Origin of the sequence: Rhizobium skierniewicense Ch11 (assembly GCF_023757665.1) — a bacterium.
GTDB lineage: Bacteria > Pseudomonadota > Alphaproteobacteria > Rhizobiales > Rhizobiaceae > Agrobacterium > Agrobacterium skierniewicense.
The window spans coordinates 101,359-127,449 of sequence record NZ_RXPG01000016.1 but is presented as its reverse complement, the minus strand read 5'-3'; the positions used below and the strand labels follow the sequence as shown (position 1 = coordinate 127,449).

23 protein-coding genes and 2 pseudogenes are annotated in these 26,091 nt (G+C 55.8%); 16 read left to right on the top strand and 9 right to left on the bottom strand.

Features of this window, described 5'->3' with window-relative positions:
• The first annotated feature begins 8 nt into the window (after positions 1-8).
• Positions 9-1,196 (top strand): ROK family transcriptional regulator, encoded by a 1,188-nt coding sequence (locus tag EKM04_RS13155; protein WP_183894852.1) that lies wholly within the window; start codon positions 9-11, stop codon positions 1,194-1,196.
• 278 nt (positions 1,197-1,474) lie between these two features.
• Here EKM04_RS13155 and EKM04_RS13150 read toward each other — a convergent pair whose 3' ends face one another.
• Positions 1,475-3,595, bottom strand: coding sequence for a TonB-dependent siderophore receptor (locus EKM04_RS13150; protein WP_183894850.1), 2,121 nt, complete (start codon positions 3,593-3,595; stop codon positions 1,475-1,477).
• A gap of 276 nt (positions 3,596-3,871) precedes the next feature.
• Between EKM04_RS13150 and EKM04_RS13145 the strand changes: the two genes are divergently transcribed.
• The 7 genes from EKM04_RS13145 (at position 3,872) to queE (ending at position 9,678) form a co-directional block, all read left to right on the top strand.
• Positions 3,872-4,834: an iron-siderophore ABC transporter substrate-binding protein gene (locus tag EKM04_RS13145; RefSeq protein WP_234910913.1), complete on the top strand. Its 963-nt coding sequence runs from the start codon at positions 3,872-3,874 to the stop codon at positions 4,832-4,834.
• A complete protein-coding gene (locus EKM04_RS13140; RefSeq protein ID WP_174155448.1) occupies positions 4,834-5,877 on the top strand; it encodes a FecCD family ABC transporter permease in 1,044 nt (347 codons plus the stop codon). Before EKM04_RS13145 ends, EKM04_RS13140 begins: the two co-directional genes overlap by 1 nt.
• Positions 5,878-5,948: 71 nt before the next feature.
• A complete protein-coding gene (locus tag EKM04_RS13135) occupies positions 5,949-6,914 on the top strand; it encodes a FecCD family ABC transporter permease (protein ID WP_412762959.1) in 966 nt (321 codons plus the stop codon).
• Complete coding sequence (locus EKM04_RS13130) at positions 6,911-7,735, top strand: ABC transporter ATP-binding protein (RefSeq protein WP_183894844.1); 825 nt, start codon at positions 6,911-6,913, stop codon at positions 7,733-7,735. Before EKM04_RS13135 ends, EKM04_RS13130 begins: the two co-directional genes overlap by 4 nt.
• A 130-nt stretch (positions 7,736-7,865) precedes the next feature.
• Positions 7,866-8,576: a 7-cyano-7-deazaguanine synthase QueC gene (gene queC / locus EKM04_RS13125; protein WP_183894842.1), complete on the top strand. Its 711-nt coding sequence runs from the start codon at positions 7,866-7,868 to the stop codon at positions 8,574-8,576.
• Positions 8,576-8,944 carry a 6-carboxytetrahydropterin synthase QueD gene (gene queD, locus EKM04_RS13120; protein WP_183894840.1) on the top strand — a complete coding sequence of 123 codons (369 nt, stop codon included), beginning with the start codon at positions 8,576-8,578 and terminating at the stop codon, positions 8,942-8,944. Before queC ends, queD begins: the two co-directional genes overlap by 1 nt.
• On the top strand, positions 8,941-9,678 hold the full coding sequence (gene queE, locus EKM04_RS13115; RefSeq protein ID WP_234910905.1) for a 7-carboxy-7-deazaguanine synthase QueE: 738 nt from the start codon (positions 8,941-8,943) through the stop codon (positions 9,676-9,678). The genes queD and queE overlap by 4 nt, the downstream gene beginning before the upstream one ends.
• A 20-nt stretch (positions 9,679-9,698) precedes the next feature.
• On the opposite strand, the gene EKM04_RS13110 is transcribed toward queE, so the two are convergent.
• Together EKM04_RS13110 and EKM04_RS13105 are read right to left on the bottom strand one after the other, a co-directional pair.
• Entirely contained in the window at positions 9,699-9,932 is a 234-nt protein-coding gene (locus tag EKM04_RS13110; RefSeq protein WP_174155454.1) for a sulfurtransferase TusA family protein, read from the bottom strand.
• Positions 9,929-11,221: a L,D-transpeptidase family protein gene (locus EKM04_RS13105; RefSeq protein WP_183894836.1), complete on the bottom strand. Its 1,293-nt coding sequence runs from the start codon at positions 11,219-11,221 to the stop codon at positions 9,929-9,931. The genes EKM04_RS13110 and EKM04_RS13105 overlap by 4 nt, the downstream gene beginning before the upstream one ends.
• A 240-nt stretch (positions 11,222-11,461) precedes the next feature.
• Between EKM04_RS13105 and cls the strand changes: the two genes are divergently transcribed.
• Both cls and EKM04_RS13095 read left to right on the top strand, forming a co-directional pair.
• The gene (cls, locus tag EKM04_RS13100) at positions 11,462-12,922 is read left to right on the top strand and encodes a cardiolipin synthase (protein ID WP_174155480.1); all 1,461 of its coding nucleotides are present in this window, start codon (positions 11,462-11,464) and stop codon (positions 12,920-12,922) included.
• Positions 12,923-12,973: 51 nt separating this feature from the next.
• On the top strand, positions 12,974-13,810 hold the full coding sequence (locus EKM04_RS13095) for an endonuclease/exonuclease/phosphatase family protein (protein WP_183894834.1): 837 nt from the start codon (positions 12,974-12,976) through the stop codon (positions 13,808-13,810).
• A gap of 37 nt (positions 13,811-13,847) precedes the next feature.
• On the opposite strand, the gene EKM04_RS13090 is transcribed toward EKM04_RS13095, so the two are convergent.
• The 6 genes from EKM04_RS13090 to EKM04_RS13065 form a co-directional block, all read right to left on the bottom strand.
• The gene (locus EKM04_RS13090; RefSeq protein ID WP_183894832.1) at positions 13,848-14,981 is read right to left on the bottom strand and encodes a Gfo/Idh/MocA family protein; all 1,134 of its coding nucleotides are present in this window, start codon (positions 14,979-14,981) and stop codon (positions 13,848-13,850) included.
• Positions 14,982-15,006: 25 nt separating this feature from the next.
• A complete protein-coding gene (locus EKM04_RS13085; RefSeq protein WP_183894830.1) occupies positions 15,007-15,768 on the bottom strand; it encodes a sugar phosphate isomerase/epimerase family protein in 762 nt (253 codons plus the stop codon).
• 48 nt (positions 15,769-15,816) lie between these two features.
• Positions 15,817-16,905, bottom strand: a complete 1,089-nt coding sequence (locus tag EKM04_RS13080; RefSeq protein WP_174155459.1) for an ABC transporter ATP-binding protein — start codon at positions 16,903-16,905, stop codon at positions 15,817-15,819.
• Between the two features lie 5 nt (positions 16,906-16,910).
• A complete protein-coding gene (locus EKM04_RS13075) occupies positions 16,911-17,852 on the bottom strand; it encodes a carbohydrate ABC transporter permease (protein ID WP_174155460.1) in 942 nt (313 codons plus the stop codon).
• Positions 17,845-18,747: a carbohydrate ABC transporter permease gene (locus tag EKM04_RS13070; RefSeq protein ID WP_174155461.1), complete on the bottom strand. Its 903-nt coding sequence runs from the start codon at positions 18,745-18,747 to the stop codon at positions 17,845-17,847. Before EKM04_RS13070 ends, EKM04_RS13075 begins: the two co-directional genes overlap by 8 nt.
• 156 nt (positions 18,748-18,903) lie before the next feature.
• Positions 18,904-20,139 (bottom strand): ABC transporter substrate-binding protein, encoded by a 1,236-nt coding sequence (locus tag EKM04_RS13065; RefSeq protein WP_174155462.1) that lies wholly within the window; start codon positions 20,137-20,139, stop codon positions 18,904-18,906.
• A gap of 852 nt (positions 20,140-20,991) precedes the next feature.
• On the opposite strand from EKM04_RS13065, the gene EKM04_RS13060 reads away from it, so the two are divergent.
• The 6 genes and pseudogenes from EKM04_RS13060 to EKM04_RS13040 all read left to right on the top strand — a co-directional run.
• Positions 20,992-21,306 (top strand): STAS domain-containing protein, encoded by a 315-nt coding sequence (locus EKM04_RS13060; protein WP_174155464.1) that lies wholly within the window; start codon positions 20,992-20,994, stop codon positions 21,304-21,306.
• A complete protein-coding gene (locus EKM04_RS13055; RefSeq protein WP_174155465.1) occupies positions 21,303-21,671 on the top strand; it encodes a response regulator in 369 nt (122 codons plus the stop codon). Before EKM04_RS13060 ends, EKM04_RS13055 begins: the two co-directional genes overlap by 4 nt.
• On the top strand, positions 21,668-23,656 hold the full coding sequence (locus EKM04_RS13050) for a chemotaxis protein CheA (RefSeq protein ID WP_183894828.1): 1,989 nt from the start codon (positions 21,668-21,670) through the stop codon (positions 23,654-23,656). The genes EKM04_RS13055 and EKM04_RS13050 overlap by 4 nt, the downstream gene beginning before the upstream one ends.
• A complete protein-coding gene (locus EKM04_RS13045) occupies positions 23,653-24,195 on the top strand; it encodes a chemotaxis protein CheW (protein WP_174155467.1) in 543 nt (180 codons plus the stop codon). The genes EKM04_RS13050 and EKM04_RS13045 overlap by 4 nt, the downstream gene beginning before the upstream one ends.
• 1 nt (position 24,196) lies before the next feature.
• Positions 24,197-24,637 (top strand): annotated as a pseudogene (locus EKM04_RS23160) (MCP four helix bundle domain-containing protein); the annotation flags it as partial.
• A gap of 165 nt (positions 24,638-24,802) precedes the next feature.
• A pseudogene (locus EKM04_RS13040) lies at positions 24,803-26,011 on the top strand (methyl-accepting chemotaxis protein); the annotation flags it as partial.
• Positions 26,012-26,091: the final 80 nt, after the last annotated feature.

Genomic DNA, 26,091 nt, shown 5'->3' with positions numbered 1-26,091 from the left:
CGATGTCCATGCCACGCGCCGTAAGGCACATCAACGAAATACGGGTTCTGGAGGTCGTTTTCCGCGCGGGAAAGGTCAGCCGGGCAAATATCGCCCGTGAACTCGGTCTGACAAGATCGACGGCCAGCAGTCTTGTCGCGGGACTGGCTGATGAAGGTCTGCTGCTAGAGGATACCTCGGGTGAAGATAAGGGGGCTGGCACCGGAAGACCTGGCACGTTTCTGCGCCTCAACCCGAAACACGGTCTTTTCCTGGGAGCGGATATTGGGGTCGGGCATATCACGATCATCGCACTTGATTTTGCCGGATCGATTATTGCCAATCGTAATTTCCAATTTGAAACCGACAGGAAAGACTTTGAAAAGCTCACCAGCCAACTCGCTCGTTGCGTCAGCAAAGTGGTGCGGAGTATCGGACCAGGCTACATTCTGCGCGGTTTAAGCGTGATCGTGCCGGGCGTCATCGACAGGTCAGGCACGGTTTTGCGTGCACCCTTCCTGGGGTGGAGGCGCGTTCCACTGTTGGAGCGAATGTCTGCCCTCTTGCCGGAAATGCCTGTTGTCGTTGCCGAAAATGACGCCAATGCTTTCGCACTTGCCGACGGATACAGATCTCAGATCGACCAGAACGATACCAGTATTTATATCCTTCTTGACGCAGGCGTGGGTGGGGCTGTCGTGACCTCTGGCCAATTGCTCCGTGGTCACGATGGCTATGCAGGCGAATTCGGCCACATCATTCTTGGAGAACAAGGCTTCGTCGAACTCGCCACACCCAGCGGGTCATTCGAAAGTTTTGTCGGCCACGATGCCGTTCTTGCGCGCCATCGCCATTATGGAGGAACCTGCAAGACCGTTGACGCGCTCATGAAAGCTGCACAAAATGCGGAACCGGCTGCACTCAAAACGATCAAAGACTGGTCGTTCTATCTCGGGCGCGGATTAGCGCTCATCAGCAGTATTTTCAATCCGTCACGAATTGTTCTGGGCGGGCGCGTGGCTGCACTTTACCACCTGTGCGTCGAACATACGCAACTGAACATCAGGGGCAATTTGCTGGACGATCATCCGCTGCCAATTGTAAATCTGTCGCGTACAGGGTTAGAGGGACCGGCTCTCGGAGGTGCGTCAATGCTGCATCGACAAATGTTCTCGGTCGATAAGAACCTGGTGTTTCGAATCGATTTACAGACCTAGCAACTGTGTTTAAATCTGGCTTTGATGGCTCCATGTGGAGCCGCTTTTAAAGACCGCGTATGTGTTGGTTACCAACCTTCTTGCGACAGCGACGATAACGAACTTGTGGGGTCTACCGCGCCCCCTTCGCTGTGCGGCTGATTTCAAAACAGTTTTGTGATACGCAGGAAACCGCCACCAACTCATGGTAGCGGTTTTAGCCTTGGAGCGTTTTCTTGTTCAATCGCAGCGTTCTAATCTAGAGCGTTTCCTTGTTAAATGGAACCGCTCTAGGAACGCTACCAAGTCTGACGAAGCGTTGCGTAAATCGCGCGGCCTGGATTGTAATAAATCCCACCGCTGTCCTGGCTTGCGACATGTTTTTCGTCAAAAATGTTGCTGGCATTCAGCTGCAGCGTCGTATTTTCCTTGATCTTGTAAGTAAGGGCGGCATCGAACACGATCGCACTTTCAGACGCTATCGTGTTCTGGATGTTCGTGAAGTAGCTATCGGAATACCGGGCCCCAACGCCAAAGGTCGTATCGCCGCGTGCGCCCTCACCTTCCAGTGTATAGGTTGTCCAAATTGATGCGACATGCTTGGGGACGCGCATAAGGCGGTTGCCGTCATTCGCGCCGCCCGGCTCTTCGATCTTGGAGTCGATATAGCTGTAGGCCGCGATCAGATTGATGCTGTTCGTCAGCTCGGCTTTGGCTTCAAGTTCAATCCCGCGGTGGCGAACCTTTTCGACGGAATCCGGCAGATACGTCACGCTGTCATAGACCGTAATATTTCCCTTTGTCAGATCATAGAGCGAGGCGGTGAAAAGAGCGGGAAAAGCCTCCGGCTGATACTTTATGCCAACTTCATATTGCTTGCCGGTCGTTGGCTCTGTCCCGACGCCCGGGGCGGCTGCCGACTCGGCGTAGCTTGCAAAGGCCGCAAATTCCTCTGTAATTTTATAGCTAATGCCTAGCTTTTTGCTGAGTTCGCTATGGTCATCCGACGTCGAAGCACCAGACGATAAAGTGGTCTGGCTGAGATCAAGCCAATCGTTTCGCAGACCGAGGCTAACCGTCAACCTGTCCTGGTAAGTGACATCCTGCTGAAGATAGATTGCCTTGGTTGTCTGATCGTTTCCATTTCCAGGTGTGAGCCCGACGTTCGGGCCACCTGTATAGACCGGATTTGCAGAATCAATCGGTGGCGGTCCGTTGGGCACATACAGACTGGCCTCTTCGGATTTGAAATTATTGTATTCGACGCCAAGAAGCGTGCGGCTCTCGATGTCGTCGAAGGTCCGCTCATAGACAAGGTTGGCGTCGATGACGAACTGTTCGGAGGATTTGTCGCTACCAAAAAAGTAACGATCCGTCAGGTTTGGAAATCCGGCTGTCGGGTTCTGCAGATATGCACTCCCAAATCCTGTATTCGTCTTGCTATATCGCGCCTTTGAGCCAAAGCTCAGACCATCTCCAAAGTCATGATCGAACATCAGACTGTATGTGTTGCGGTTGGTGTTGTTGAAATAATAGTCCGGCTCACCGAAGAATTTGCTTCTGTCGAAATCCGAACCAAAAGGATGGCCGCCGCTGCCCGGTACGCCATCCTTGTTCAGGTGATCGAAGACAAAAGACAAGTTCGTTACGTCCGTGGGACGCCATGTCAGTCCGCCCATGAGGAATTTCTCGTTATCCTTCGAATAGTCGTACTCGGCATCCGCGTTCTGGAACTTGCCCGTCAAGCGATAGGAAAGCGTATCGTCTTGCGTGATGTTGTCGCCAAAATCCAACCCAAGTTCCTTGTGGTCAAACGAACCACCAGTTACGTAAGCCTCGCCGAAACGATCGCTTTTCGGCAATTTGGTGACATAATTTACCGCACCACCAGGTTCGGCCGATCCGAAGCTGCTCGAACTTGTCCCCTTGAGAACTTCGATACGCTCGAAAGCATAGGGTTCTTCGCGAACGCCACCGAACGTCCTGCCAATGGCCAGTCCATCACGATAGGTATAGGGCGTAAAACCGCGGATATCGAAAAAATCCCAACGATCATCCGAACCATAGAAATCAGTGACCACGCCGGCTGTGTACTGTACAACCTGCTCGACGCTGGTCGCGGCGCGCTCTTTGATTTCCTTTGCCGTGATGACGGAGACCGAAGCCGGTGTTGTCAGGACTTCGCTTGGCATCTTCCCAGCGCCCGTCGTGCGTCTGGCTATGATTGATTTTTCGTTGTCGTCGCCACCTGATCCATCCACAACGATTGTTTCAAGAACCGTGGCGCCTGAAGCGCCCGCGTCCTGCGCGATGAGCCGCGTCGGAGAAAATGCGGCAAGTGCCGTGCATCCCAACAGGATCGCGTTGTAATAGCGATGCCATTGCTGGCCCAAGTTCCCGCTTTTTGTCTCAGTCTTCATGATCAAATTCCAGAAGTGGTGTTGCTGTCGCTGGCAATCTCGGCAGAACACCGGAGCTCCATGGCAAGGGGAATAACTTGAGAGAGTTTATCCGGTATTGTACAATTCCACGGTTTTGGAAAAAACCACGGAAACTTCCTCGCTGCCTGTTGCGTCACCACCACATCAACCTTGACCGGAGACTATGAAGCTGAGAAACGAACTCAACTTTAATTTCGGAGAGTATCGCCCATGCTGCGCGTTACCCGCGCTTTCGCGCCCATCATTGCCATCATCATGTCTTTCGCCACCGCATCAGGAGCACAGACTGTGGACGCAACGGTCTATCCCCTCGTCATCAAGCACGCATTGGGGACGACCACGATTGACAAGAAGCCTGAACGTATTGCGACGGTCGCCTGGGCCAATCATGAAGTGCCCCTGGCTCTCGGCATCGTGCCGGTTGGTTTTGCTGCGGCAAATTTCGGTGACGATGACGGGGATGGCCTGTTGCCCTGGGTGGCAGAAAGGCTAAAAGCATTGGGTGCCCAGACGCCTGTCCTGTTTGATGAGGGAGACGGCATCGATTTCGAAGCTGTCGCCTCTACAAAACCGGACGTCATCCTGGCTGCCTATTCCGGTCTGAGCCAAGCGGATTACGATACGCTGAGCCAAATCGCACCTGTGATAGCCTACCCGCAATCGTCCTGGGCCACAGACTGGCGCGAGACGATCCGCTTCAACAGCGCAGGTCTCGGCATGGCCGCAGAGGGCGAGGCGTTGATCGAACGCACCGAAGGTGAGATTGCTCAAGCGGTCGCCGGCTATCCGCAACTAAAAGGCAAATCGGCCATGTTTGTGACGCATCTGGACGCCACAAACCTCAGCACCATCAATTTCTACACCGCAAACGATACGCGCGTGAAATTCTTTGCGGACCTCGGTCTGACATCACCAAAAAGCGTCAGAGAGGCTTCAAAGCCTGGACAATTCGCGTCCAGCCTGAGTGCCGAGCGCGTTGATGCCTTTGACGATGTCGACATCATCGTGACCTATGGCGGGCAGCCATTGCTTGACGCGGTGGAGGCCGACCCGCTCCTGTCAAAAATGCCTGCGGTTCTTCACAAATCCACCGTCATGCTGGGACGAAACCCTCTCGGCACGGCGGCGAACCCCACACCTCTGTCCATCTCGTGGGTCTTGAAAGATTATGTAGCTTTGCTGGCCGCCGCAGCAGAAAAGTCGACTGGACGGCAATAATGACGTTTCGACGCTTCAAGCACAATGCGCCGATCGGTGTTATGGGGCGTTCCAACACGAGCCGTTCGCTCTGGCTCGTCGTCGTGATGGCGATCCTGGCGTTGTTGTGCACGCTTTCCGTCGCCATCGGCACGAGAGAGGTCGCGTGGACCGATATCCTCGCGGCTTTCGGCGGACATAGCGACAATATCGGTCAGGCTGCCGTTCTCGTTCGCATACCCCGGACCCTGCTGGCATTGATTGCAGGTGCGGCACTGGGTCTGTCCGGCGCCATCATGCAGGGTGTCACGCGCAATCCCTTGGCAGACCCCGGGATACTCGGCGTCAATATGGGTGCTTCGCTGGCGGTGGTATGTGCCATTGCGTGGTTCAACATTGCCTCGGCCAATGCCTTTATCTGGACGGCAATCGCGGGTGCGGGGTGTTCTGCCGTGTTCGTTTACACAATCGGTTCACTGGGCCGTGGAGGTGCCACGCCTCTCAAGCTGGCGCTGGCAGGCGCTGCAACCTCCGTCGCATTTTCGTCGTTGGTCATTGCTGTCGTCTTGCCTAGGAATGACATTGCGGGGGGTATTCGGTCCTGGCAGATTGGCGGCGTTGGCGGCGCGACCTTTGATCGCATTTCGCAAGTCCTGCCGTTTCTCGCCATCGGCTTTCTCATCAGCATGCTTTCGGCACGAAGGCTCAATTTGCTGGCACTGGGGGATGAACTGGCGGCAGGCCTTGGTGAGCGTGTGGCAGTTGCCCGCGCCTTTTCGGCACTTGGTGCGATCCTCCTCTGCGGCGCGACCACGGCGGTTTGTGGACCCATCGGCTTTCTGGGGCTTGTCGTGCCGCATCTCTGTCGGCTGCTGGTCGGGGTCGATCACCGCTGGCTCCTACCGTTTTCTGCACTGGGGGGAGCCAGCCTGTTGCTGGCTGCAGACATTACCGGGCGCATCATCGCGCGCCCGGCTGAGCTCGACGTGGGCATTGTAACTGCGCTGATCGGTGCGCCGTTTTTCATTTGGGTCGTCAGGCGCCAGCGGGTGCGCGAACTATGACGATGCTGCCTTCGATCATTCGTTCCATCACCGAAAGCCGCGCGAAACATGCGCGCAGACATCTGCGGGTCATGACTGCCCTCATCGTCCTCCTGTTTGCGCTCTTCGTGCTCACTCTTGTGCTCGGTCAATCCTTTACGTCGCCAGCAGATGTCATGCGCGTGTTGCTGGGCGAGGACGTCGCTGGCGCAAGCTTTACGGTCGGACAGTTGCGATTGCCGCGCGCTTTGATGTCCGTTCTGGCGGGCCTCAGCTTCGGGCTCGGCGGCGTGGCTTTCCAGATCATGCTGCGCAATCCTCTCGCAAGCCCCGATATTATCGGCATCAGTTCCGGTGCGAGCGCGGCAGCGGTCTTTGCAATCGTCATCCTGTCGCTGAAAGGTCCCATCGTTTCGGTCTTTGCCGTGGTGGCAGGCCTTGGCGTCGCCTTGTCAGTTTATGGCCTGTCGTCTCGAAACGGTGTTGCCGGAACGCGGCTCATCCTTGTCGGCATTGGTGTCTCTGCCATGCTGGAGAGCATGATCGCCTATATTCTTTCGACCGCCCCGGCCTGGAACCTGCAGGAAGCCATGCGATGGCTGACGGGCAGCGTCAACGGCGCGCAGCTCTCGCAGGTCCTGCCGCTTCTGCTGGGGCTTTTTGTCTTCGCGACACTGCTCCTTGGCCGCCAGCGCGATCTTCAGGCGCTGAGGTTGGGGGATGACACGGCCGCCGCATTGGGCGTGCGCGTCGGCGTTACCCGCGTCATCGTCATCATCGCGTCCGTCGGCATGATTGCCTGCGCAACGGCCATCACGGGGCCAATTGCCTTCGTGGCATTTCTTTCAGGTCCGATTGCGCAGCGCATCGTCGGCCCTCATGGCTCAGTGCTCGTTCCCGCAGGCTTGATCGGAGCCGTGTTGGTGCTTGCAGGGGATTACGCTGGGCAGTTCCTGCTGCCAAGTCGCTATCCGGTGGGGGTGATCACCGGAGCGCTCGGCGCACCCTATCTGATTTTCTTGATCATACGCGTCAACCGGAGCGGAGGCTCGCTTTGACAACTCATTCTCTTCAGGCACGCCAATTGTCCGCAGGTTACGGCGACAATCTGATTTTGGAAAACCTTGATCTTACCGTACCGTCGGGGAAGATCACCGTCATCGTCGGGGCCAATGCCTGTGGTAAATCCACGCTGTTGCGCACCATGTCCCGTCTTCTTTCCCCGAAAACAGGACATGTTTTGCTGGACGGACAATCAATCCACGCCATCGCGTCCAAAAAGCTGGCGAGGACACTGGGCCTGCTTCCGCAATCCCCCATAGCACCTGAGGGCATCACGGTAGCAGATCTCGTCAGTCGCGGGAGGCACCCGCATCAAGGCTTTCTTTCCAGGTGGACCAATGAGGATGACCAGGCGGTTGCCACTGCACTGGAAGCAACGAAGACCTTCGAACTTGCAGAACGGGCGGTGGACGAGCTTTCGGGCGGGCAACGGCAACGGGTCTGGATCGCCATGGCACTCGCGCAACAGACGGAACTCCTGCTTCTCGATGAGCCGACAACATTTCTGGACATCAGCCATCAGATTGAGGTGCTTGATCTCCTGACCGACCTCAATCACAGTCGCGGCACGACCATCGTCATGGTCCTTCACGATCTTAATCTGGCAGCACGCTACGCCGATTATCTCGTCGCCATGGCGGATGGGCGTCTGCACGTCATGGGAACGCCTGAACAGGTTTTGACGGAAGATAACATCCGAGCCGTCTTCGGCCTGGAGAGCTGCATCATCGCAGACCCGACGTCGGGTCGACCAATCATGCTTCCTATCGGTCGTCATCGCATGACATCAAATCCCTCGTTTTTGGTGGGCGAATAACCGAGCTTACCGCCCACTAAGGCGTCGGCTCTAAAAAGCGAGCGCCTCTTCACAATGATCGCGACTTGCGCTAGAAGCCGCAACCATAAATCCGGTCGCAGCCCACCCGGTCAAAACAAGGGATCTCAACATGAAGACTATCGTCATCTGCTCTGGCGGATTGGACTCGGTTTCGCTTGCGCATAAAATTGCAGCTGAACATGAACTACTCGCACTCGTATCGTTCGACTACGGACAGCGACACAAGAAGGAGCTGGACTTCGCAGCGCGTTGCGCAACACGTCTTGGCGTTGCCCATCATATGATCGACATCCGCACCATCGGCGCGCATCTGACGGGCTCGGCCCTGACAGACGATGTCGAAGTTCCCGACGGCCATTATGCGGAAGACACGATGCGCTCCACCGTCGTTCCCAACCGCAATGCCATTATGCTCACAATCGCCTTCGGGCTGGCAGCAGCCCAACAGGCGGATGCCGTTGCCATTGCCGTTCATGGCGGCGACCATTTCATCTACCCCGACTGCCGTCCCGGCTTCATCGACAGTTTCAACGATATGCAGCGCCACGCCCTCGAAGGCTATGCCAGGGTCAAGCTCCACGCGCCCTATGTCACAGGCTCCAAAGCCGATATCGTGACAGATGGCGCCAGGCACGAGACGCCGTTTGCTGAAACATGGTCCTGTTACAAGGGTGGTACACGCCACTGCGGGCGCTGTGGCACCTGTGTGGAACGACGTGAAGCCTTTCACCTAGCACGTGTCGAGGACCCGACAGATTACGAAGACCCGGATTTCTGGATCGCAGCCACCAGTGCCTATGCAGCGCAGGAGGTGAAGTGATGTACCGGATCACAAAGGAATTCCACTTCTCTGCCTCCCATCAGCTCAAAAGCCTGCCCGCAGACCACCAATGTGCAAGGCTGCACGGACACAATTACATCGTTGAAGTGGAACTTTCAGGCCAAGAACTCAACGGCCATGGTTTTGTGCGTGATTATCAGGAGCTTACGCCGCTCAAGCGTTACATCGATGACCATTTCGATCACCGCCACCTCAACGATGTCATGGGGCATGACAGCGTCACCGCTGAATGCCTTGCAAAGCACTTCTATGACTGGTGCAAAGAGCGCCTGCCGGAAACGAGCGCTGTTCGCGTCAGCGAAACAGCAAAAACATGGGCCGAGTATCGCCCTCAGCCAAAGCCATGATCACGCAAAAAGAAGCGCTTGTTCGTGTCAGCGAGATTTTTGGCCCGACCATCCAAGGCGAAGGCCCCCTTATCGGCCTTCCCACCGTCTTCGTTCGCACCGGTGGATGCGATTATCGCTGTGCATGGTGCGATACGCTCCATGCTGTCGATAGCAAGTATCGTGACGACTGGCAGCCCATGTCGGCGGATGCCATCTGGCAGCAGGTCACGCAGCTATCGGGTGGAAAACCTCTGGTAGTCTCCCTATCTGGCGGAAATCCAGCCATTCAGCCGCTTGGCCCGCTCATTAACAGAGGTCATGGGGAAGGTTACCGCTTTGCTCTGGAAACCCAGGGAAGCCTTGCGAAAGACTGGTTCGCAGACCTCGACTATCTGGTTCTCAGTCCCAAGCCGCCATCCAGTGGCATGCAGACGGACTGGGCTCTATTCGAGCGCTGTCTCATAGCAGCAGGCAGCGGCCCGCAACTTGCGCTGAAAATCGTGGTGTTTGACGATGCAGACTTTGCATATGCCAGAGACGCCCACCAGCGCTATCCCCACCTTCCGGTTTATCTTCAGCCCGGCAACCACACACCACCACCGCCCGACGACGATCATGCGACCGTCGATATCGACGGTGTCATGGACCGGATGTTGTCGCTTGTGGAGAAAGTGAGCGCCGACCAGTGGTTCGACGTGCGCGTTCTTCCGCAGCTGCATGTGCTGCTCTGGGGCAACAAGCGCGGCGTCTAGACGCCATCGGTCAAAGCCATTTACCGCTTGCGGATCAAGAACCGATGGCCTGTTGGCATCGCAACCGTTTCCAAAAGACTATGGCCGTCTTCGTTGCACATATGGGCGATATCGAGCACGGCGAGATCGTCTGTGGTTTCCACCCACAGCGTCTCACCCGCGACCATCGTCGATAGTTTCTTTCGACTTTTCAAAACAGGAAGGGGGCATTTCAGCCCCCTTAAATCATAAACCAGGGGAACGGTGTCCGTCATTCCTTGGACCAGAACTTCCAGAACGGCTTCTTCTGGGCATCCTCAACTGGCGATGGCGCGGAGAAAGCCAGAGGATTGACAGCGGGAACCGGAACAGCTTGCGCAACAGCCGTCTGCTGGGCGGGAGCAGCAGGTGTCGCCGCAACCATGACAGTTGGCGCCACGCGGCCAGCGTCGTTCTGCGGCCTACCAAGCGTCGCGGCAGTGGTTGCACCCGGGTTGGATGCTGAAGCCATAGCGGTCGCGGCCTGCCCAGAAATGCCCTTGGAAGCCTTCTTTTCCATGAGCGCGACGAATTCGGTTTCCTTCATCAATCGTCCGGCCTTGAGAGCAGAACCAGTCGGCGCATAAGCAGGCTCACGGCCCTTGCGCTTTGCTGCTACAATCGCTTTACGCTCGGCCTCGCTCGGGTCGTACCAAACCATCCCGTCAAGCTTCTTCGTCGCTTTGGCGTAGGCAACATCATAGGTCTTGGCATAGCTTTGAAGGGCACTGGCAAGAGCGGGTGGTGTGCTCATTTTCGGGCAGGCAGCGGAAGCATTGAACTGTCCGCCTTCGGCCTGCTGGTTGAACACGTATTTCTTTTCACAGACATTGACTTCGGGCGGGCGCTTGGTGACTTCGAAATTGTCGTAGCCGACCTTCAGCATCTTCCAGAATTCGTAGTGCTCGCTGTTGCGATGACGCGCCATGTTTTCCGCCGTCATACGGAATGGCAACGCCTGAAGCTGCACGGTCTTCTGGCCGCCCTTGAAGGCGTCGCGTGCGAAACCGTAGATTTCAAGAACCTGCGCATCGGTCATCGAATAACACCCCGACGACGAACACGCGCCGTGGATCATAAGATTGGTGCCGTTGCGGCCGTTTGCCTGATCATAGCGGTTGGGAAAACCGGTATTGATGGCAAGGTAATAGTTGGAATTCGGGTTCAGGTGCGCTGGCGTCAGATTGTAAAAACCTTCCGGCGCCTGACGGTCGCCTTCCTTGACCTTGGGCCCAAGCTTTCCCGACCATGCACAAATATCGTAGGACGCGATCACCTCGAAACGGTTGTCGCGTCGCGCTTTCCAGATTTCAAGCTTACCCTCTTCCTTGAAAATACGCATCAGGATCGGCGCATTGCGATCCATATTCTTCTTGTCGATTTCAGCGAGAATGGACGGAGAGAGCGGGTAATCAACCTTGTTCTTGACATGCGACACGTCCCGCTCGACTGTTTCAAGCGTTTCGTTACAGCCAGTCAGCATCAGAGCCGTACAGGCGAGAAGCAGAATATGTCTCAAACGCATGGCGTTACACCGATTTGCAGAAGGTAAAACGGTGGTAAAATAAATCCAGCCTGAATACAAGTCTGAGGGCTTGTCATTGGCCCTCGCGTTGCCACGGAGATGTCTGTACCAGCGTTCATGATTTCGTCGGATTTAGTGAATTATCTTCGACATTTATAGCTTACAAAGCCTTAAAATATCCCTACCCGGCTTTATGTGACCCGCCTTGCGGCCAAGCCGAACTCCTCTATATTCCTCGACATGATCGAACTTGTCACGACCTACTGGCCCCATATTCTGGCAACCTTGTCTGTCATCATGGGCGCAACGGCCGCTATCCACGCGACGATGACAAAGCAAGAGGTCCGCACGGCGCTGGGCTGGGTCGGCGTGATCGTTCTTTCCCCTGTGATTGGCGCAGTCATCTACGCGATCGCCGGGATCAACCGTATCCGTCGCAGTTCACTGGGCCAACAGCGGTCCCTGATGCACGGTACGATAATGGATCGCGTTGCGCGTTTCGATGCCAGTGATGACATCGTCATTGCACGTTTTGGACGACGTTTTTCGGCCATGAAAACCGTGGGAGACCGGGTGACACGCAACGCGCTGACCACCGGCAATACGATAGAGCCCCTAGGAAGCGGCGATATCGCTTACGCGGCCATGCTGGAAGCCATCGCCAACGCAAGACGCTCGATCATTCTCGAAACCTATATTTTCGATCAGGATAGAATAGGAACCCGCTTCGTTGACGCCTTGACCCAGGCACAAAACCGGGGCGTCGAGGTTCGTGTGCTCATCGATGCGGTGGGAGCCCGCTATTCCGTACCAAGCATCCTGCCAGGCCTCAAAGACGCAGGCATCAACGCCAGCGTCTTCAACGGCAACGTCATTATGGGGCTGCGTCTGCCCTATGCGAATTTGAGAACCCACCGCAAAATCCTTGTCGTAGACGGACGAATGGCATTCACCGGCGGGATGAATATTCGCGAAGGGTTTGCCGCAGAGTTTTCGGGCGATGACCAATCGCGCGACACCCATTTCAAGGTCAAAGGTCCGCTCGTTGCGGATCTTTTTACCGTCGCCGCTGAAGACTGGCGATTTACAACCGGGGAACTGCTGGATGGACCCATGTGGGACATCACTCTTCCGCAAGGAAAACCCGGATCACCCGTGCTCGCACGCGTTGTGGCATCTGGGCCTGACAACAGTATCGAAACCAGTCACAAACTGCTAACGGGCGCGTTTTCCATCGCTCGATCGTCCATTCGCATCATGTCGCCCTATTTTCTACCAGATAGAGAGCTCATATCGGCGCTGACAACGGCCGCCAGGCGAGGAGTGCAAGTCGATATCATCGTGCCCGCCAACAACAATCTGATGCTGGTCGATAGAGCGATGACAGCGCAATTCGATCAGATGTTGAAAAGCTATTGCCGTATCTGGCGCGCAACCGGCCCCTTCAACCACTCCAAACTGCTGGTGATCGATGACCGGTGGTCCTATGTCGGGTCGTCAAATCTCGACCCGCGCTCATTGAGATTGAACTTTGAGGTGGACATAGAAGTTATCGACGAGGGCTTCGCGAGAGCGGTATCGTCACGGATAAATGACGCGATGCTGAACGCTCAACCCGTGGAGCTCGATGCGTTGCGGGCAAGGCCTTTTGCGCTGCGGCTTGTCGAACGCATTTTATGGTTGGCCTCTCCGTATCTTTAGGGGGCCACATGCTAGGCGCGGCAGAACGTTCTTTTGAGATCGAGGAAATGGATGTCACTGGTGCCAGATAAAAAGTCGATACGGGCAAAGCCGGAGAGTCTTCCCTCTTTCATTGTCACCTCGTTTCGCAATCGCAAGAATGGCGCTGGCAAAACAAACGTTTGCGGCGATGCCAAACTTCCAGTTATCGCATCCTACAATGTTCACAAATGCGTGGGACGGGACCGCAAATTCGACCCAGATCGCATTAGCCACGTCATCCAGGAGATTGGAGCAGACATCATCGCCTTGCAGGAGGCCGACAGCCGTTTTGGAGAGCGAACCGGGCTGTTGGATCTCATCCGGCTGGAGCGGGAATGCGGGCTGCTGCCGGTTCCGATCACGGCGGGTGCCAAGGCCCATGGCTGGCATGGTAATGTCGTGCTCTTCAAGGAAGGCGCTGTGCGGGACGTCCACCCGCTGAAACTACCAGGGCTGGAGCCGCGTGGGGCGCTGGTGGTCGAACTTGAAATGAAGCAGGGCGGAACCCTGCGCATCATTGCCGCCCATTTCGGCCTCCTGAGACATTCCCGTGCGCAGCAGGCAAAAGCCTTGGTCGATCTGCTGAACACCAGAGATGAACAGCCAACGGTTCTTCTTGGTGACCTCAACGAATGGCGGCTTGGAAACGGGTCTTCGCTCAACACCTTCCGCGAAGCCTTTGGAAATCTGCCACCCGCTGTACCAAGTTTTCCGTCCGGCCTGCCGGTTCTGGCGCTTGATCGTATCATCTCGAACCGTGAGGGGCTGATCGAGAATGTAACAGCGCATGAGAGCGCCCTGTCACGCGTCGCGTCCGATCACCTACCGTTGAAAGCCACGATCCGCACGGACATCCTGATCGCGTGACAAAAAGCGGATGCTGTGAGCACCCGCCTTTTCTCCATCAACGCAGCAAAGAGCGTGCCTCTTCGATGCCAAGCGCGGCTGGTTGGGTGCAGGTGGTCGTAAGCTCGATGAAGCGACCTTCTTCCCCGGATTTCAAAATCGACGTCATGACATCGATCCCGTGCAACGACCGATCCAGCGAGCAACGTGCATCGCGGCCTTCGGTCAGGGCGATGGCCATATCGGCAAGTCCTGCGGTACGATAATTGGCACGGGCACCCTGTGGACTTTCCTGATTGGCAATGCCAAACGGATGGTCCCAGGTCTCAAGCGGCTTGATATCCTTGTCGCGACCACTGGCATCGACGACACCCCCAAAGAAGTTCGGATCCGGCACATAGATCGAGCCTTCCGTGCCATAGAGCTCCATATTGGCATGACGGTGTGACCACACGTCCCAGCTCGCCGACAGGGTGATTGTCGCGCCATTCACGAACTCAAGAAGTGCGTGGATATTTGTTGGCGTTTCAACCGGAATGACCTGCCCGTTCAAGGGCTGGCTCGTCACGGTCCGAGTGGGGTTTGCCATGGATGTCAACGCACCCACACGTTTGACCGGGCCGATCAGATTGATGAGGTTGGCGACGTAATACGGACCAAGATCAAGGATGGGGCCGCCGCCTTCAAGGAAGAAGAAGCCGGGATTTGGATGCCACATTTCCATGCCGGGGCTCATGACATGGCATGTACCAGAGGTAATCCGCCCGACTTTGCCATCATCGATGTATTGACGCGCCAACTGGTGCGAACCGCCCAGAAACGTGTCGGGTGCGCAGCCGACAGACAGGTTTTTAGCCTGTGCCAGACGCCGCAGCTCTTCGCCTTCCTGAAGCGTCAGCACGAGCGGCTTTTCCGAGTAGACATGCTTGCCCGCTTCGAGAATGGACTTCGAAACGGAAAAATGCGCTGCCGGGATGGTGAGGTTCACCACCACATCGATCTCGTCGTTTTGAAGCAGCTCCTCGATGGATTGCGCTTTGACCCCGTATTCTTCCGCTCTCAATTCAGCAGCACTGCGGTTGAGATCGGCGCAGGCCAGAACTTTCAGACCCCTGAATAGGGGTGAGAGAGAGAAGTAGGTCGTTGAAATATTGCCGCATCCAATGATGCCGACGCCAAGGTCCTTGGCCATATCAGTAACTCCAGCTTTGTCGCTATTAATAGGTGTTGAAGGATGCGATGGATCGCGTGATCAGTCTGTCGGCGTCCTTCGGGTTGTCGTGCTCGACAACATAATATTTGACAGCCGTCTTCTTGAGGACGTCCACCAATCCCTTCCAGTCGACGGTACCGTGGCCGACATCTGCCCAGCCGTCCTCATCGGCATTCTCGCCCGCCGGCGCAATATCTTTGACATGCACGGCCGTGATGCGACTTGCGTAGCGCTCGATCCATTCGAATGGATCAGCTTTACCGCGGATGATCCAGGCAATATCCGCTTCCCACTCCAGTTCTGGTCCACCGGTGAAGATCTGCTCCTGTGGGGTGGAGCCGTCCTCGAGCTTGACGAACTCGAAATCGTGGTTGTGCCAGCCAAAGGAAAGTCCGGCGTCGCGGAACGGCTTTGCGGCATCCTGAAGACGCTTGCCAAAGGCGAGCCATCCGGCTGCATCGCTAGGGCGCTGATCGGGTAGAAGATAAGGGCAATAGATTGCCTGAACGCCAAGGATTTTGGCAATGTTCAGTGCTGCCTGCGGTTCCTTCTCCAACATATCCAAACCAAAATGGCCGGTCGGCATCGTCAGATTGTTGGCATCGAGATCGCTCCGCAAGGCTTTGAGCGCCGCGTCATCCATCGTGCCGTAAATACCGCCGAAACCTTCGACATGGCTGTAGCCTGCGGCTGATAGCTTCTTCAAGACATCGGAAAGCGGCGGGAAATTGCGCGCGCTGTAGAGCTGAAAACCGAGTTTCGTCATCTGTCTCTCCTGACATTGGGACTGTGTCTGGTGGGTGGTTGAGGGTGGCTAGATACGATCTTCCGTCGTCGCATCGAAAAGGGAGGCCATGGACATATCGAAGGCCAGCTTGACCTTCGTTCCAGGCGAGAACCGCCGGTGTCCACCGACGCGTACCGAGAGCGTGTGCCCGGCGAGCTTGAGCCATATGAGGTTATCTGCACCCATCGGCTCTTCGATATCAACGACGGCGTCGTGGATTTCACCGCTGGTGATATCGCTATCGACACGCACATGCTCAGGCCGAACGCCTAGAACCGCAGGCGTACCCGGCGTGAGTGCGGCTGATGTGTCGTATCCGTCCAGCGTGAAGCTGACGCCATGTGTCGTAAACACCACCTTGCCGTCTTTCGCTTCCAGTTCACCACGCAGGAAGTTCATCGACGGCGAACCGATGAAGCCTGCGACGAAGAGATTTTTCGGCTTGTTATAAATCGAAATCGGATCATCCAGTTGCTGGATCACGCCGCCTTTCATGATCGCGATGCGATCCGCCAGCGTCAACGCCTCGATCTGGTCGTGCGTTACATAGATCATCGTGTTCTTCAGCGATTGGTGCAGTCGTTTGATTTCCACACGCAGTTCCGAGCGCAGCTTGGCATCGAGGTTGGAGAGCGGTTCATCGAACAGGAACACGTCCACATCGCGCACCAGCGCACGTCCGATGGCCACGCGCTGCCGCTGGCCGCCGGAAAGCTCTGCCGGCTTGCGTTTCAACAATGGTTCGATCTGAAGGATGCCAGCGGCGCGTTTAACGCGCTTATCGATTTCCTCCCTCGGAACTTTGGCGACCTGCAAGCCGAAAGACAGGTTTTTTTCGACCGTCATCTGTGGGTAGAGCGCATAGGACTGGAACACCATGCCGATACCGCGATCCTTCGGCTCTTCCCAGGTCACGTTGCGATCCTTGATGAAAATCTGCCCTTCAGTCGGCTCGAGAAGCCCGGCGATGCAGTTCAGCAATGTGGATTTTCCGCAGCCTGATGATCCCAGAAGAACGAGAAACTCGCCTTCGTAAATATCCAAGTTGAGGTCGGACAATACGGTCACCGCACCAAAGGACAGGGACAGTTCGCGAATGGAGACGCTTTTATTCATGAAGCTTAACCTTTGACTGCGCCTGCGGCGATGCCGCGGACAAAAAGTCTGCCTGAAACGAAATAGACGAACAGCGGAACGGCACCGGTCAGAAGGGTTGCAGCCATATTGACGTTGTATTCCTTCACGCCTTGTACCGAGTTGACGATATTGTTGAGCTGAACCGTCATCGGATAATATTCCGGTCTGGTGAACACGACCCCGAAGAGGAAATCGTTCCAGATGCCGGTAACCTGCAGGATCATTGCCACCACGAAAATGGGCAACGACATCGGGGCCATGATGCGGAAATAGATTTGCCAGAAATTCGCACCATCGATGCGTGCTGCCTTGAACAACTCTTCCGGCAACCCGGCGAAATAGTTGCGAAAGAGCAGAGTCAGGATCGGCATACCGAAGATCGTGTGCACGATGACCAGCCCCGTAAGCGTGCCGTAAATGCCCATCTCACGAAGAACGATGACGATTGGATAGATCATCACCTGATACGGAATGAACGCACCGATGATGAGAATGGAGAAGAAGAACTCCGAACCTTTGAACTTCCAGTTTGCCAGCGCATAGCCGCTGACGGACGCGATGACGATGGACACGATTGTGGACGGGATCATGATCCGCACGGAGTTCCAGAACCCGCGCGACAGACCATCGCAGTTGAGGCCCGTACATGCGTTCGACCATGCTTTCACCCAGGGCTCAAACGTGATTTCGAGCGGCGGGGCAAAGATGTTGCCCATGCGGATTTCCGGCATGCCTTTCAGCGATGTCACGATCATCACGTAGAGTGGCAGGAGATAATAGAGCGCAGCGACGAAGAGGCTGCCATAGAGAATGATATTGCGCCGTGATATCCGCTTTTTCGGCTTGCGACCGCGCGGTCCATCAAGTTTGGAGGTGACAGGGTCGCTCCCTGCCGCGACTGTGTTGAGCGTCGAGATGTCAGCCACGTTTGCGCCCTCCGAATTCGAGATAGGCCCATGGGACAACGATGATGGCGACCGTGAGCAGCATCATGGTCGAGGCGGCAAAGCCCTGCCCCAGATTCTGTGCCTGGAACATGTAGTCGTAGACATATTTGGCTGGCACTTCCGATGCGATGCCGGGGCCACCGCTGGTTTGCGCCACCACGAGGTCGTAAACCTTGACGATGCCACTGGCGATGATGACGAGCGTGGTGATGAAGACCGGGCGCATCATGGGGATGACGATGAGGATATAGGTCTTCCACATGGGAATACCGTCCACCCGCGAAGCCTTCCAGATATCCTCGTCGATCCCGCGCAGGCCTGCCAGCATCAGGCACATGACGAGGCCAGTGCCCTGCCACAGAGCGGCAATCAGGATGCCATAGATCACGAAATCCGAGTTATAGAGCGGGTCGAACGTGAAGCTCTCCCACCCGATCGACCGAACAACGGCTTGAATGCCAAATTCGGGATTGAGAAGCCATTGCCAAACGAGACCGGTGACGATGAAAGACAGGGCAAAGGGATAAAGAAAGATGGTTCGAAATGTATTCTCGAAACGTATCTTCTGATCCATCAGTGCAGCCAACACAAAGCCGATCACGAGACTGAAGATCAACGACAGAATGCCGTAGATCGCGAGATTCTGGATCGAGATGATCCAGCGTGGCGCGTCCCATAGGCGCTCATACTGATCAAAACCGACAAACGTCGCGCGGGGCAACAATTTCGAGTTGGTAAAGGAATAAACGACTGTCCAGATCGTTCCACCCAGGAAAATGACCATCGCGGTCAGGATCATGGGTATCGATGCAATCTTTGAATTCAGATTGCGGAATAGCTGGTTGGGACGACCAGAATGGCTTTTAACCGCCATGCACCACTCCTCATCAATCATATAGGTTGATTATGCAGCGGGTAGCTTCAGAGCATATCCCGCCGCAAATTTTCCAGGCGCGAACACGTGAAGCGCTTGGCAAGGAGGCGTCTGAAACCAGCAGATTTTCTAAGTACCGGTTACAGACGACGAAGGTCAGTCTGCTGAGGAAATGATGTCAGCAAAGCGCTTCTGTGCAGCCTCTGCAGTCAAAGACGCATTGGCGAAAAATTCGGACATCAAATCCTCTTTTTGCTTTTGCGTATCGGCCGAGATGAGCTGATCCGTGCTTGTCAGGGCGTTGCCCTTTTCAATGATGGCCAGACCCTTTTTCATGCAGTCATTGGCAGCCGAGAGATCGACGTCACCCCTGATGGGAAGCGAGCCTTTCTTCAGGTTGAACGCAACCTGCGTTTTCGGATCGACGATCACCTCAGCCAGAACTTCCTGGGCCTTGGACTTCGCTTCGTCTTTCAGCAAAGGAAAATAGAAAGCGTCGCCACCCGTCGTTATATAATCGCTAAGGCCGAGACCCGGCAGGCAGCTATAATCCGTTCCGGCTTTCATATCGGCAAGCTGGAACTCGCCCTGTGCCCAGTCGCCCATCACCTGGCCAGCGGCCTTTCCGGTGATGACCATATTGGTGGCCTGGTTCCAGTCTTGAACGTTTGAACCCTTTGCAAGCTTTCTTGCTTCGTCGGCTGCCGCAAAGATTTTCTGCATCTCTGGCCCGGCAGCTACGTCTGCGTCCTTGTCCTTGAAAACCTTTTCATAGAGGTCTTTTCCACCCATCGACAACACCAGCGTATCGAACAGGCCATTGGCCTGCCAAGCCTGGCCACCCAGCGCGAGTGGCTGGATGCCGGCCTTCTGAAGGGCAGGACCCGCCGCGATGAATTCCGTCCAGTTTTTGGGAACGTCAACCCCAGCTTTCTTGAAGGCTGCATTGGAAAGCCACAGCCACTGCCAGGAGTGGATGTTCACAGGCGCGCAGTAAATCTTGCCGTCGATCGTGCAGCTGTCGAGCAGGCTGGACGGTTTGATGATGTCTTTCCAGTTGCCTTTTTCCGCAACATCGGTGAGATCGCGCATCAACCCGGACTGCGCAAGCTCCTCAGCTTGGCGGCCATGATTGAATTGGGTGGCTCCCATTGGATCGCCACCGGTAATGCGGCTAATCATAATTGGACGCGCGGTACCGCCAGAACCAGCAATAGCACCATCCACCCACTTATTTCCGGTTGCATCAAATGCCTTGGCCAGTTCCCCAACCGCAGCAGCTTCGCTGCCCGATGTCCACCAGTGCGTTACTTCGAGATCAGTGGCCCCGGCAATCCCTACCGGCAACATGACACTGGCCGCCAGAGCAGCCAAAATAGAACGTATGCGCATGAGTCTCCTCCCTCACTGAAACGTTGCCGTAAAAACCTATGCGAAACATCAGACTTCCGCAACAGCAAGCGTAATAAAAAATTAAAACAATAATAAACATTTATAATCAATTACTTAATATTTTTTTCTTAGGGCGTGATTATAGATCGGGGATAAAAAACGTCGGAAGAGGCAACACCTCCGATCAAAAAAAGCGCCGCGAATGAAAAGTCGTTTTCTCACCCTTTGCTTTTGAAGTCTTCCGCTTCCCCTTCAAAACGCAATTATCACTTCCCGTTTCGCCGCGAAAAATTAATCTGTTATATTCCAAGAATTTCCGCCAAACGAGCCATGTATATCCAGGGTAGCAAAAAGTGGTTTTCACCCGATACTTTGCAAAATCACGTGAAATTGCCGCAACCATTAAGAGATTGACCAACAATCGCAACCCCACTTAACCGCTAATTAACCAGTGTCGAATAGAAATTAGCCGATATGTTAAGCGAGTAAATCACAGGGCGTCTCCGGTCGCACGTGTCGCTTTTGCAACGGACTGCATGAAGCCAGCCCGCAATCCAAAATGTAACTGTCTGGACGCTTTCCCCTTTGCCCGGGATCGCGAAGTCGTGCCTGTTCGCAAGTGATTTCGGAGTAAATCGTGAAAAACCTGCCGGTGGAAGAAGAACGCCAGTCACCTCTGGCTGCGCTCCAACTGTGTCGTGTTCACACACACAGCAATTTCTCGATAACGCGCTCACGAAACTCCCGTGCTGCACCGGCTGAGACCGTCAACTTCGGCGTGGAAGCCCGCAAAGCACATCCACACGTCCTTCGCAGCATTTAAGGCAATCAAAATAATCTAGGGAAATTTGGATGGTACCGGAAATACTAACATTGCCTTCTAGCCTTTCCATACGCGGCATCACAGCTGCTCACGAAAGCCTGCTCGATGCACTGAAGACCAACAAAGCCGTCACAATCGATATCCCCGCCGATGCGCATGCGGACTTAAGCTTCATCCAGCTCATCGAGGCGTCAAGGGTCTACGCCCGGACAGAGGGAAAATACGTCACACTTATGAAGCCAGCCTCCCAAAGCGTACTGGATACGCTTCGTCGCGGCGGTTTCCTCAACGACATGGATGAGGCTTCGCGCCTCTTCTGGCTGCATGGAAAGGAAATTCAATGAGCGCCAATATTCTGACAGTCGATGATTCTGCCAGCATCAGAATGACGACGAAAATTGCCCTGACGAACGCGGGATACCAGATTACCGAAGCCGTGGATGGCGCAGACGGCCTGACGAAAGCAAAGGCCGGGTCTTTCGACCTCATCGTCACCGATCTGAACATGCCCAACATGAACGGCCTGGAAATGATCGAGGCATTGCGCCAATCGCCTGCCCACACGGGCATTCCGATCATCTTCCTCACGACCGAGTCTGACGCGGACATGAAGACACGGGCAAAGGCAGCAGGCGCTACGGGTTGGGTGACCAAGCCGTTCGACCCTGAGAATCTCGTCAAGATCGTCAAGAAGGTTCTCGGTAGATGACCATATTGGACCCCATTCAGGTTTTCAGAACGGAAGCGGGCGAGCTTTTCGAGCAGATCGAAAGCGGCCTTCTCGACCTGTTGCATGACCTGTCCAACCAAGGACAGATCGACGCCGTGTTTCGCGGTCTGCACACCCTCAAGGGGTCCGGTGCCATGTTTGGCTTCGAAGCGTTGGCTGCTTTCACGCACCATTGCGAAACAGCCTTCGACCGCGTTCGAAAGGGCGAAGTCCCTGCCAGCAGCGAATTGATCGCCGCTGTTCTCGAGGCGCAGGATCACATGCGCCAATTGGTCGATAATCCGGCAATTGCACTGCCGGAAACGGGTGATCGTCTTCTGGCCAAGCTGCAAGCAGCGGTGGGTAGCGGAGCGACATCAGCACCCCACCACACACAGCCCACACCGGGCGCAAAAGCTGCCCAAACCGCGATGGCAACATGGCAGATCGATTTCAGCCTACCGGCAAATGCCATGGCGAACGGCACCAATCCGTTGGGCCTTCTCGATGAATTGGCAGAGCTCGGCGACTGTCTGATCGTTGCCAAAACCGCCACCATTCCGGCACTCGATGTCATTGATCCGACCAATCTCTACCTATCGTGGTCCGTTACGCTGACGACTGACAAGCCACGGTCGGATATCGACGACGTCTTCATCTTCGTCATGGACGATATGGAGATCAACGTCAGACAAATATCAGCCTCACCGGCGCCGGTCGTTGAAATCGTGCCGCCGCCCGCCCCCGTCGAAGATGCGGCCAAAGCGAACCCTGCCGCAGCGCAGGCCAATGATGGCAAGCAGAACAAGGCTGCCGAGAACGTCCGCGTACCCGCAGAACGGCTGGACGAGTTGATGGACCGTGTCGGCGAACTCGTGATTGCGCAATCGCGCCTTTCTCAGCTGGCCAACACCAGCGTCGATATCCAGCTTCGGTCCGTATCCGAAGATGTAGAGCGCCTTTCCGGTGAACTTCGCGATACGATGATGGTCCTGCGAATGGTGCCGATCGCCCAACTCTTTGGTCGGTTCCGTCGCCTGATCCATGATCTGGCGCGGGAAACAGGCAAGCAGATCGAACTTGTGACCGAAGGTGAGAGCACCGAAGTCGACAAGGCCGTCATCGAACGCCTCGCTGACCCTCTGGTCCACCTCGTTCGCAACTCCTGCGACCATGGCCTCGAAACACCGGATGAACGCATTGCGGCAGGTAAATCTGCTGTTGGCCGTATCACACTCATTGCCCGCCAATCCGGCGGCGAGGTCACGATCACCATTCGTGACGACGGTCGTGGCATTGACCGTCAACGCGTGCGTGCCAAGGCTGAATCCTCGGGCATCATCGCAGCCAATGCGACACTGTCGGATCAGGAGCTTTTGCAGCTCATCTTTGAACCGGGATTTTCGACTGCGGCACAAATTACCAATCTTTCCGGCCGTGGCGTCGGCATGGATGTGGTCAAGAAATCGGTTGAAGCGCTGCGTGGTCTCATCAACATCACCAGCACGCCCGGCGCCGGTTCGGAAGTCTCTCTCGCGATTCCGCTGACGCTTGCCATCATCGACGGCTTGCTGGTGCGCGTTGGAACGGGTTGCTACGTCATTCCGCTGTCTGCCGTCGAAGAATGTCTCGAGCTTTCCCCCGACGCCGACGTCAAGTCCCGTGGCCGCTCGTTCATCTCGCTGCGTGAAAGTCTGGTGCCGTTCATCCGTCTCAGAGAACTGTTCAACACCGGTACCAAGCCCGACCAGTTCCAGAAGGTCGTCGTCATCTCGACGGGATCCGAGCGCGTCGGGCTCGTTGTCGATCAGATCATCGGCGATCATCAGACCGTCATCAAGGCCATGTCGAAACTGCATCATGATGTCGCGACCTTCTCCGGTGCGACTATTCTGGGCGATGGCAGCGTCGCCCTCATTCTCGATGTCGGCCACCTCGTGACGTCAGGCCAGCAGCAGGAGGCGCAATTGCGTATCGCCGGATGAACCAGCCTCTCATGAAACAGTCGGAAGACCTGTGGGCCGACCGCGACGATCTGGAAGTCCTTACCTTCAGCATCGAAGGCGAAACCTTCGCAATCGAGGCCATCAAGGTTCAGGAAATACTCGACCTTCTGCCGGAAACGGCTGTGCCCGGTAGCAAGCCCTACGTGGCAAGCGTCATCAATTTTCGTGGCAAGGTCATACCATTGGCAGATATTCGCCTGGCCTTTGGGATGGGGGCTGCGGAAAAAACCATCGATAGCCGCATCATCGTCATCGAGCTTCCGATCGAAGGTGAACGCACCCTGGTCGGCTTGCGCACAGACAAGGTTTACGAGGTGACCACCTTCTCCAAAACCGCAAGCGAACAGCCGCCGAGCGTCGGCATGCGATGGCGGCCGGACTACATCAACTGCCTTATCAGGCGCGGCAGCGAATTTGTCATCATTCCGAACCTCACCGCCATCTTCACCTCGCAGCCGGAAGCGTCACTCAGGGGTGCTTCTCGCAACAACGTCATCGAACTCTCAAAGGAATTCTAGGATGCGATTTACCATCAAAATGAAGCTCGCCGTCGCATTTGGATTTCTGATCGCGATGCTGGCTGGTACTGCCGGATATAGTGTCTACAGCCTCAGTCTAGCGAAGGACTCGATGAACCGGGTCGTCGAAGGCACTGTCGTGCGTCTCGACAAGGTTCATCAGATCAATGCACTATCGCTCGTCACCGTGCGTTCGCAGAAGAACATGATTCTTTCAACGACGCCGGGAGAACTGCAGCAGCACAAGGAAACCGGCAATGAGAGTCGCGCACAACTAACCAGGCTCATCAATGAAATGGCGTCCACGGCGGCGCCTGAAATGCAGTCGACCTGGGCGTCGATTGTTGCGGCATACCAGAAATTTGAAGCCAGCGACGACCGCGTCCGCCAACTTATGGCAGAAGGCAATAATGCCGCAGCAATAGCGTACTCCTCCGGCGATGGCCGCGTTGCGGCCACCGAGCTTACGCACAAACTTGATGAGTCCGTCAAATTTAACCGTGGCCGGCTTGAGACAGCAAAACAGGTGGCTACCACCGACTATGAACAGACCCGCATGCTGATGATCGGGATCTCCATAGCGGCAATCGTTATCGCCATTGTGACAGCACTCTGGATCGCGCTTGGTATTACGAAGGGCCTGCGCAAGATCATGGATGTCGCTGAAGCAGTTGCCGTCGGCGATCTTGATCGGGATGTCGAGATCAAGTCAAACGACGAGATCAGAGATCTTGTGGACCGGATCAATGTGATGACGGGCAATCTGCGCAACACCGCAAGCGTGGCCAATGAAATCGCAGACGGCAACCTCACAGTGACGCCAAAGCCGCTTTCTGAGAAGGATACGCTTGGCGTCTCCCTCCAGCGCATGGTCGAGCGCCTGCGTGGCGTGGTTGCCGATGCGCTTGCAGCAGCCGACAACGTCTCGTCCGGCAGCCAGGAACTGTCTGCAAGCTCCGAGCAGCTTTCGCAAGGAGCGACCGAACAGGCGTCCTCTGCCGAGGAAGCGTCTGCCTCGATGGAGCAGATGGCAGCCAACATCAAACAGAATGCCGACAACGCGGCCCAGACGGAAAAGATTGCCCGCCAGTCTTCCAAGGATGCCGAAGCCAGTGGTGAGGCCGTAGGGCGGGCCGTAACCGCGATGCGCACAATTGCCGAAAAGATTTCCATCGTTCAGGAAATCGCGCGTCAGACCGACCTTCTTGCGCTCAACGCGGCCGTTGAGGCAGCCCGTGCTGGCGAACATGGCAAAGGCTTTGCCGTCGTCGCTTCCGAAGTCCGCAAGCTTGCAGAACGCAGTCAGGCCGCAGCCGCTGAAATCAGCTCCCTTTCCGGGACTACGGTTCAGGTTGCGACCGAAGCCGGCGACATGCTGAACCGCCTGGTCCCGGATATCCGCAAGACGGCCGAACTGGTGTCTGAAATCTCGGCAGCCTGCCGCGAACAGGACATCGGTGCCAGCCAGATCAATGAAGCTATCCAGCAACTCGATAAGGTCACGCAACTCAACTCCGGTGCGTCCGAGGAAATGTCTGCAACATCGGAAGAGTTGGCTGCACAAGCCGAAGAGCTCCAGGCCAGCATCGCATTCTTCAAGGTTGATCGCTCTGATGCCGGTCCTTCCTCGGCAAATCTTCGCGCAGCGATCCGTCCAGCACAGGCGCCTGCCACACGGGTGGCACCGAAAGCAGCACCTGTTCGCAGACCGGACAATTCCATTGTCAGCCAACAGGCACGTGCCAAGGGTTTTGCACTGGACATGTCGATGGGCGGACCGGACTCGGCTGACTCGGATTTCCGTGAAAGCGCATAAAGCCAGATGAGGAATGGGCTCGAGATCCATCTTCGAGCCCTCCGGTGCAACGATGACTATCGTACATTCTATCGAGAGGT

What these genes read in the sequence shown, in the direction of transcription:
- EKM04_RS13155 (WP_183894852.1), top strand. Translation starts at nt 9, where the DNA reads ATGCCACGCGCCGTAAGGCACATCAACGAAATACGGGTTCTGGAGGTC.
- EKM04_RS13150 (WP_183894850.1), bottom strand. Translation starts at nt 3,595, where the DNA reads ATGAAGACTGAGACAAAAAGCGGGAACTTGGGCCAGCAATGGCATCGC.
- EKM04_RS13145 (WP_234910913.1), top strand. Translation starts at nt 3,872, where the DNA reads ATGTCTTTCGCCACCGCATCAGGAGCACAGACTGTGGACGCAACGGTC.
- EKM04_RS13140 (WP_174155448.1), top strand. Translation starts at nt 4,834, where the DNA reads ATGACGTTTCGACGCTTCAAGCACAATGCGCCGATCGGTGTTATGGGG.
- EKM04_RS13135 (WP_412762959.1), top strand. Translation starts at nt 5,949, where the DNA reads ATGACTGCCCTCATCGTCCTCCTGTTTGCGCTCTTCGTGCTCACTCTT.
- queC (WP_183894842.1), top strand. Translation starts at nt 7,866, where the DNA reads ATGAAGACTATCGTCATCTGCTCTGGCGGATTGGACTCGGTTTCGCTT.
- queD (WP_183894840.1), top strand. Translation starts at nt 8,576, where the DNA reads ATGTACCGGATCACAAAGGAATTCCACTTCTCTGCCTCCCATCAGCTC.
- queE (WP_234910905.1), top strand. Translation starts at nt 8,941, where the DNA reads ATGATCACGCAAAAAGAAGCGCTTGTTCGTGTCAGCGAGATTTTTGGC.
- EKM04_RS13110 (WP_174155454.1), bottom strand. Translation starts at nt 9,932, where the DNA reads ATGACGGACACCGTTCCCCTGGTTTATGATTTAAGGGGGCTGAAATGC.
- EKM04_RS13105 (WP_183894836.1), bottom strand. Translation starts at nt 11,221, where the DNA reads ATGCGTTTGAGACATATTCTGCTTCTCGCCTGTACGGCTCTGATGCTG.
- cls (WP_174155480.1), top strand. Translation starts at nt 11,462, where the DNA reads ATGATCGAACTTGTCACGACCTACTGGCCCCATATTCTGGCAACCTTG.
- EKM04_RS13095 (WP_183894834.1), top strand. Translation starts at nt 12,974, where the DNA reads ATGTCACTGGTGCCAGATAAAAAGTCGATACGGGCAAAGCCGGAGAGT.
- EKM04_RS13090 (WP_183894832.1), bottom strand. Translation starts at nt 14,981, where the DNA reads ATGGCCAAGGACCTTGGCGTCGGCATCATTGGATGCGGCAATATTTCA.
- EKM04_RS13085 (WP_183894830.1), bottom strand. Translation starts at nt 15,768, where the DNA reads ATGACGAAACTCGGTTTTCAGCTCTACAGCGCGCGCAATTTCCCGCCG.
- EKM04_RS13080 (WP_174155459.1), bottom strand. Translation starts at nt 16,905, where the DNA reads ATGAATAAAAGCGTCTCCATTCGCGAACTGTCCCTGTCCTTTGGTGCG.
- EKM04_RS13070 (WP_174155461.1), bottom strand. Translation starts at nt 18,747, where the DNA reads ATGGCGGTTAAAAGCCATTCTGGTCGTCCCAACCAGCTATTCCGCAAT.
- EKM04_RS13065 (WP_174155462.1), bottom strand. Translation starts at nt 20,139, where the DNA reads ATGCGCATACGTTCTATTTTGGCTGCTCTGGCGGCCAGTGTCATGTTG.
- EKM04_RS13060 (WP_174155464.1), top strand. Translation starts at nt 20,992, where the DNA reads ATGGTACCGGAAATACTAACATTGCCTTCTAGCCTTTCCATACGCGGC.
- EKM04_RS13055 (WP_174155465.1), top strand. Translation starts at nt 21,303, where the DNA reads ATGAGCGCCAATATTCTGACAGTCGATGATTCTGCCAGCATCAGAATG.
- EKM04_RS13050 (WP_183894828.1), top strand. Translation starts at nt 21,668, where the DNA reads ATGACCATATTGGACCCCATTCAGGTTTTCAGAACGGAAGCGGGCGAG.
- EKM04_RS13045 (WP_174155467.1), top strand. Translation starts at nt 23,653, where the DNA reads ATGAACCAGCCTCTCATGAAACAGTCGGAAGACCTGTGGGCCGACCGC.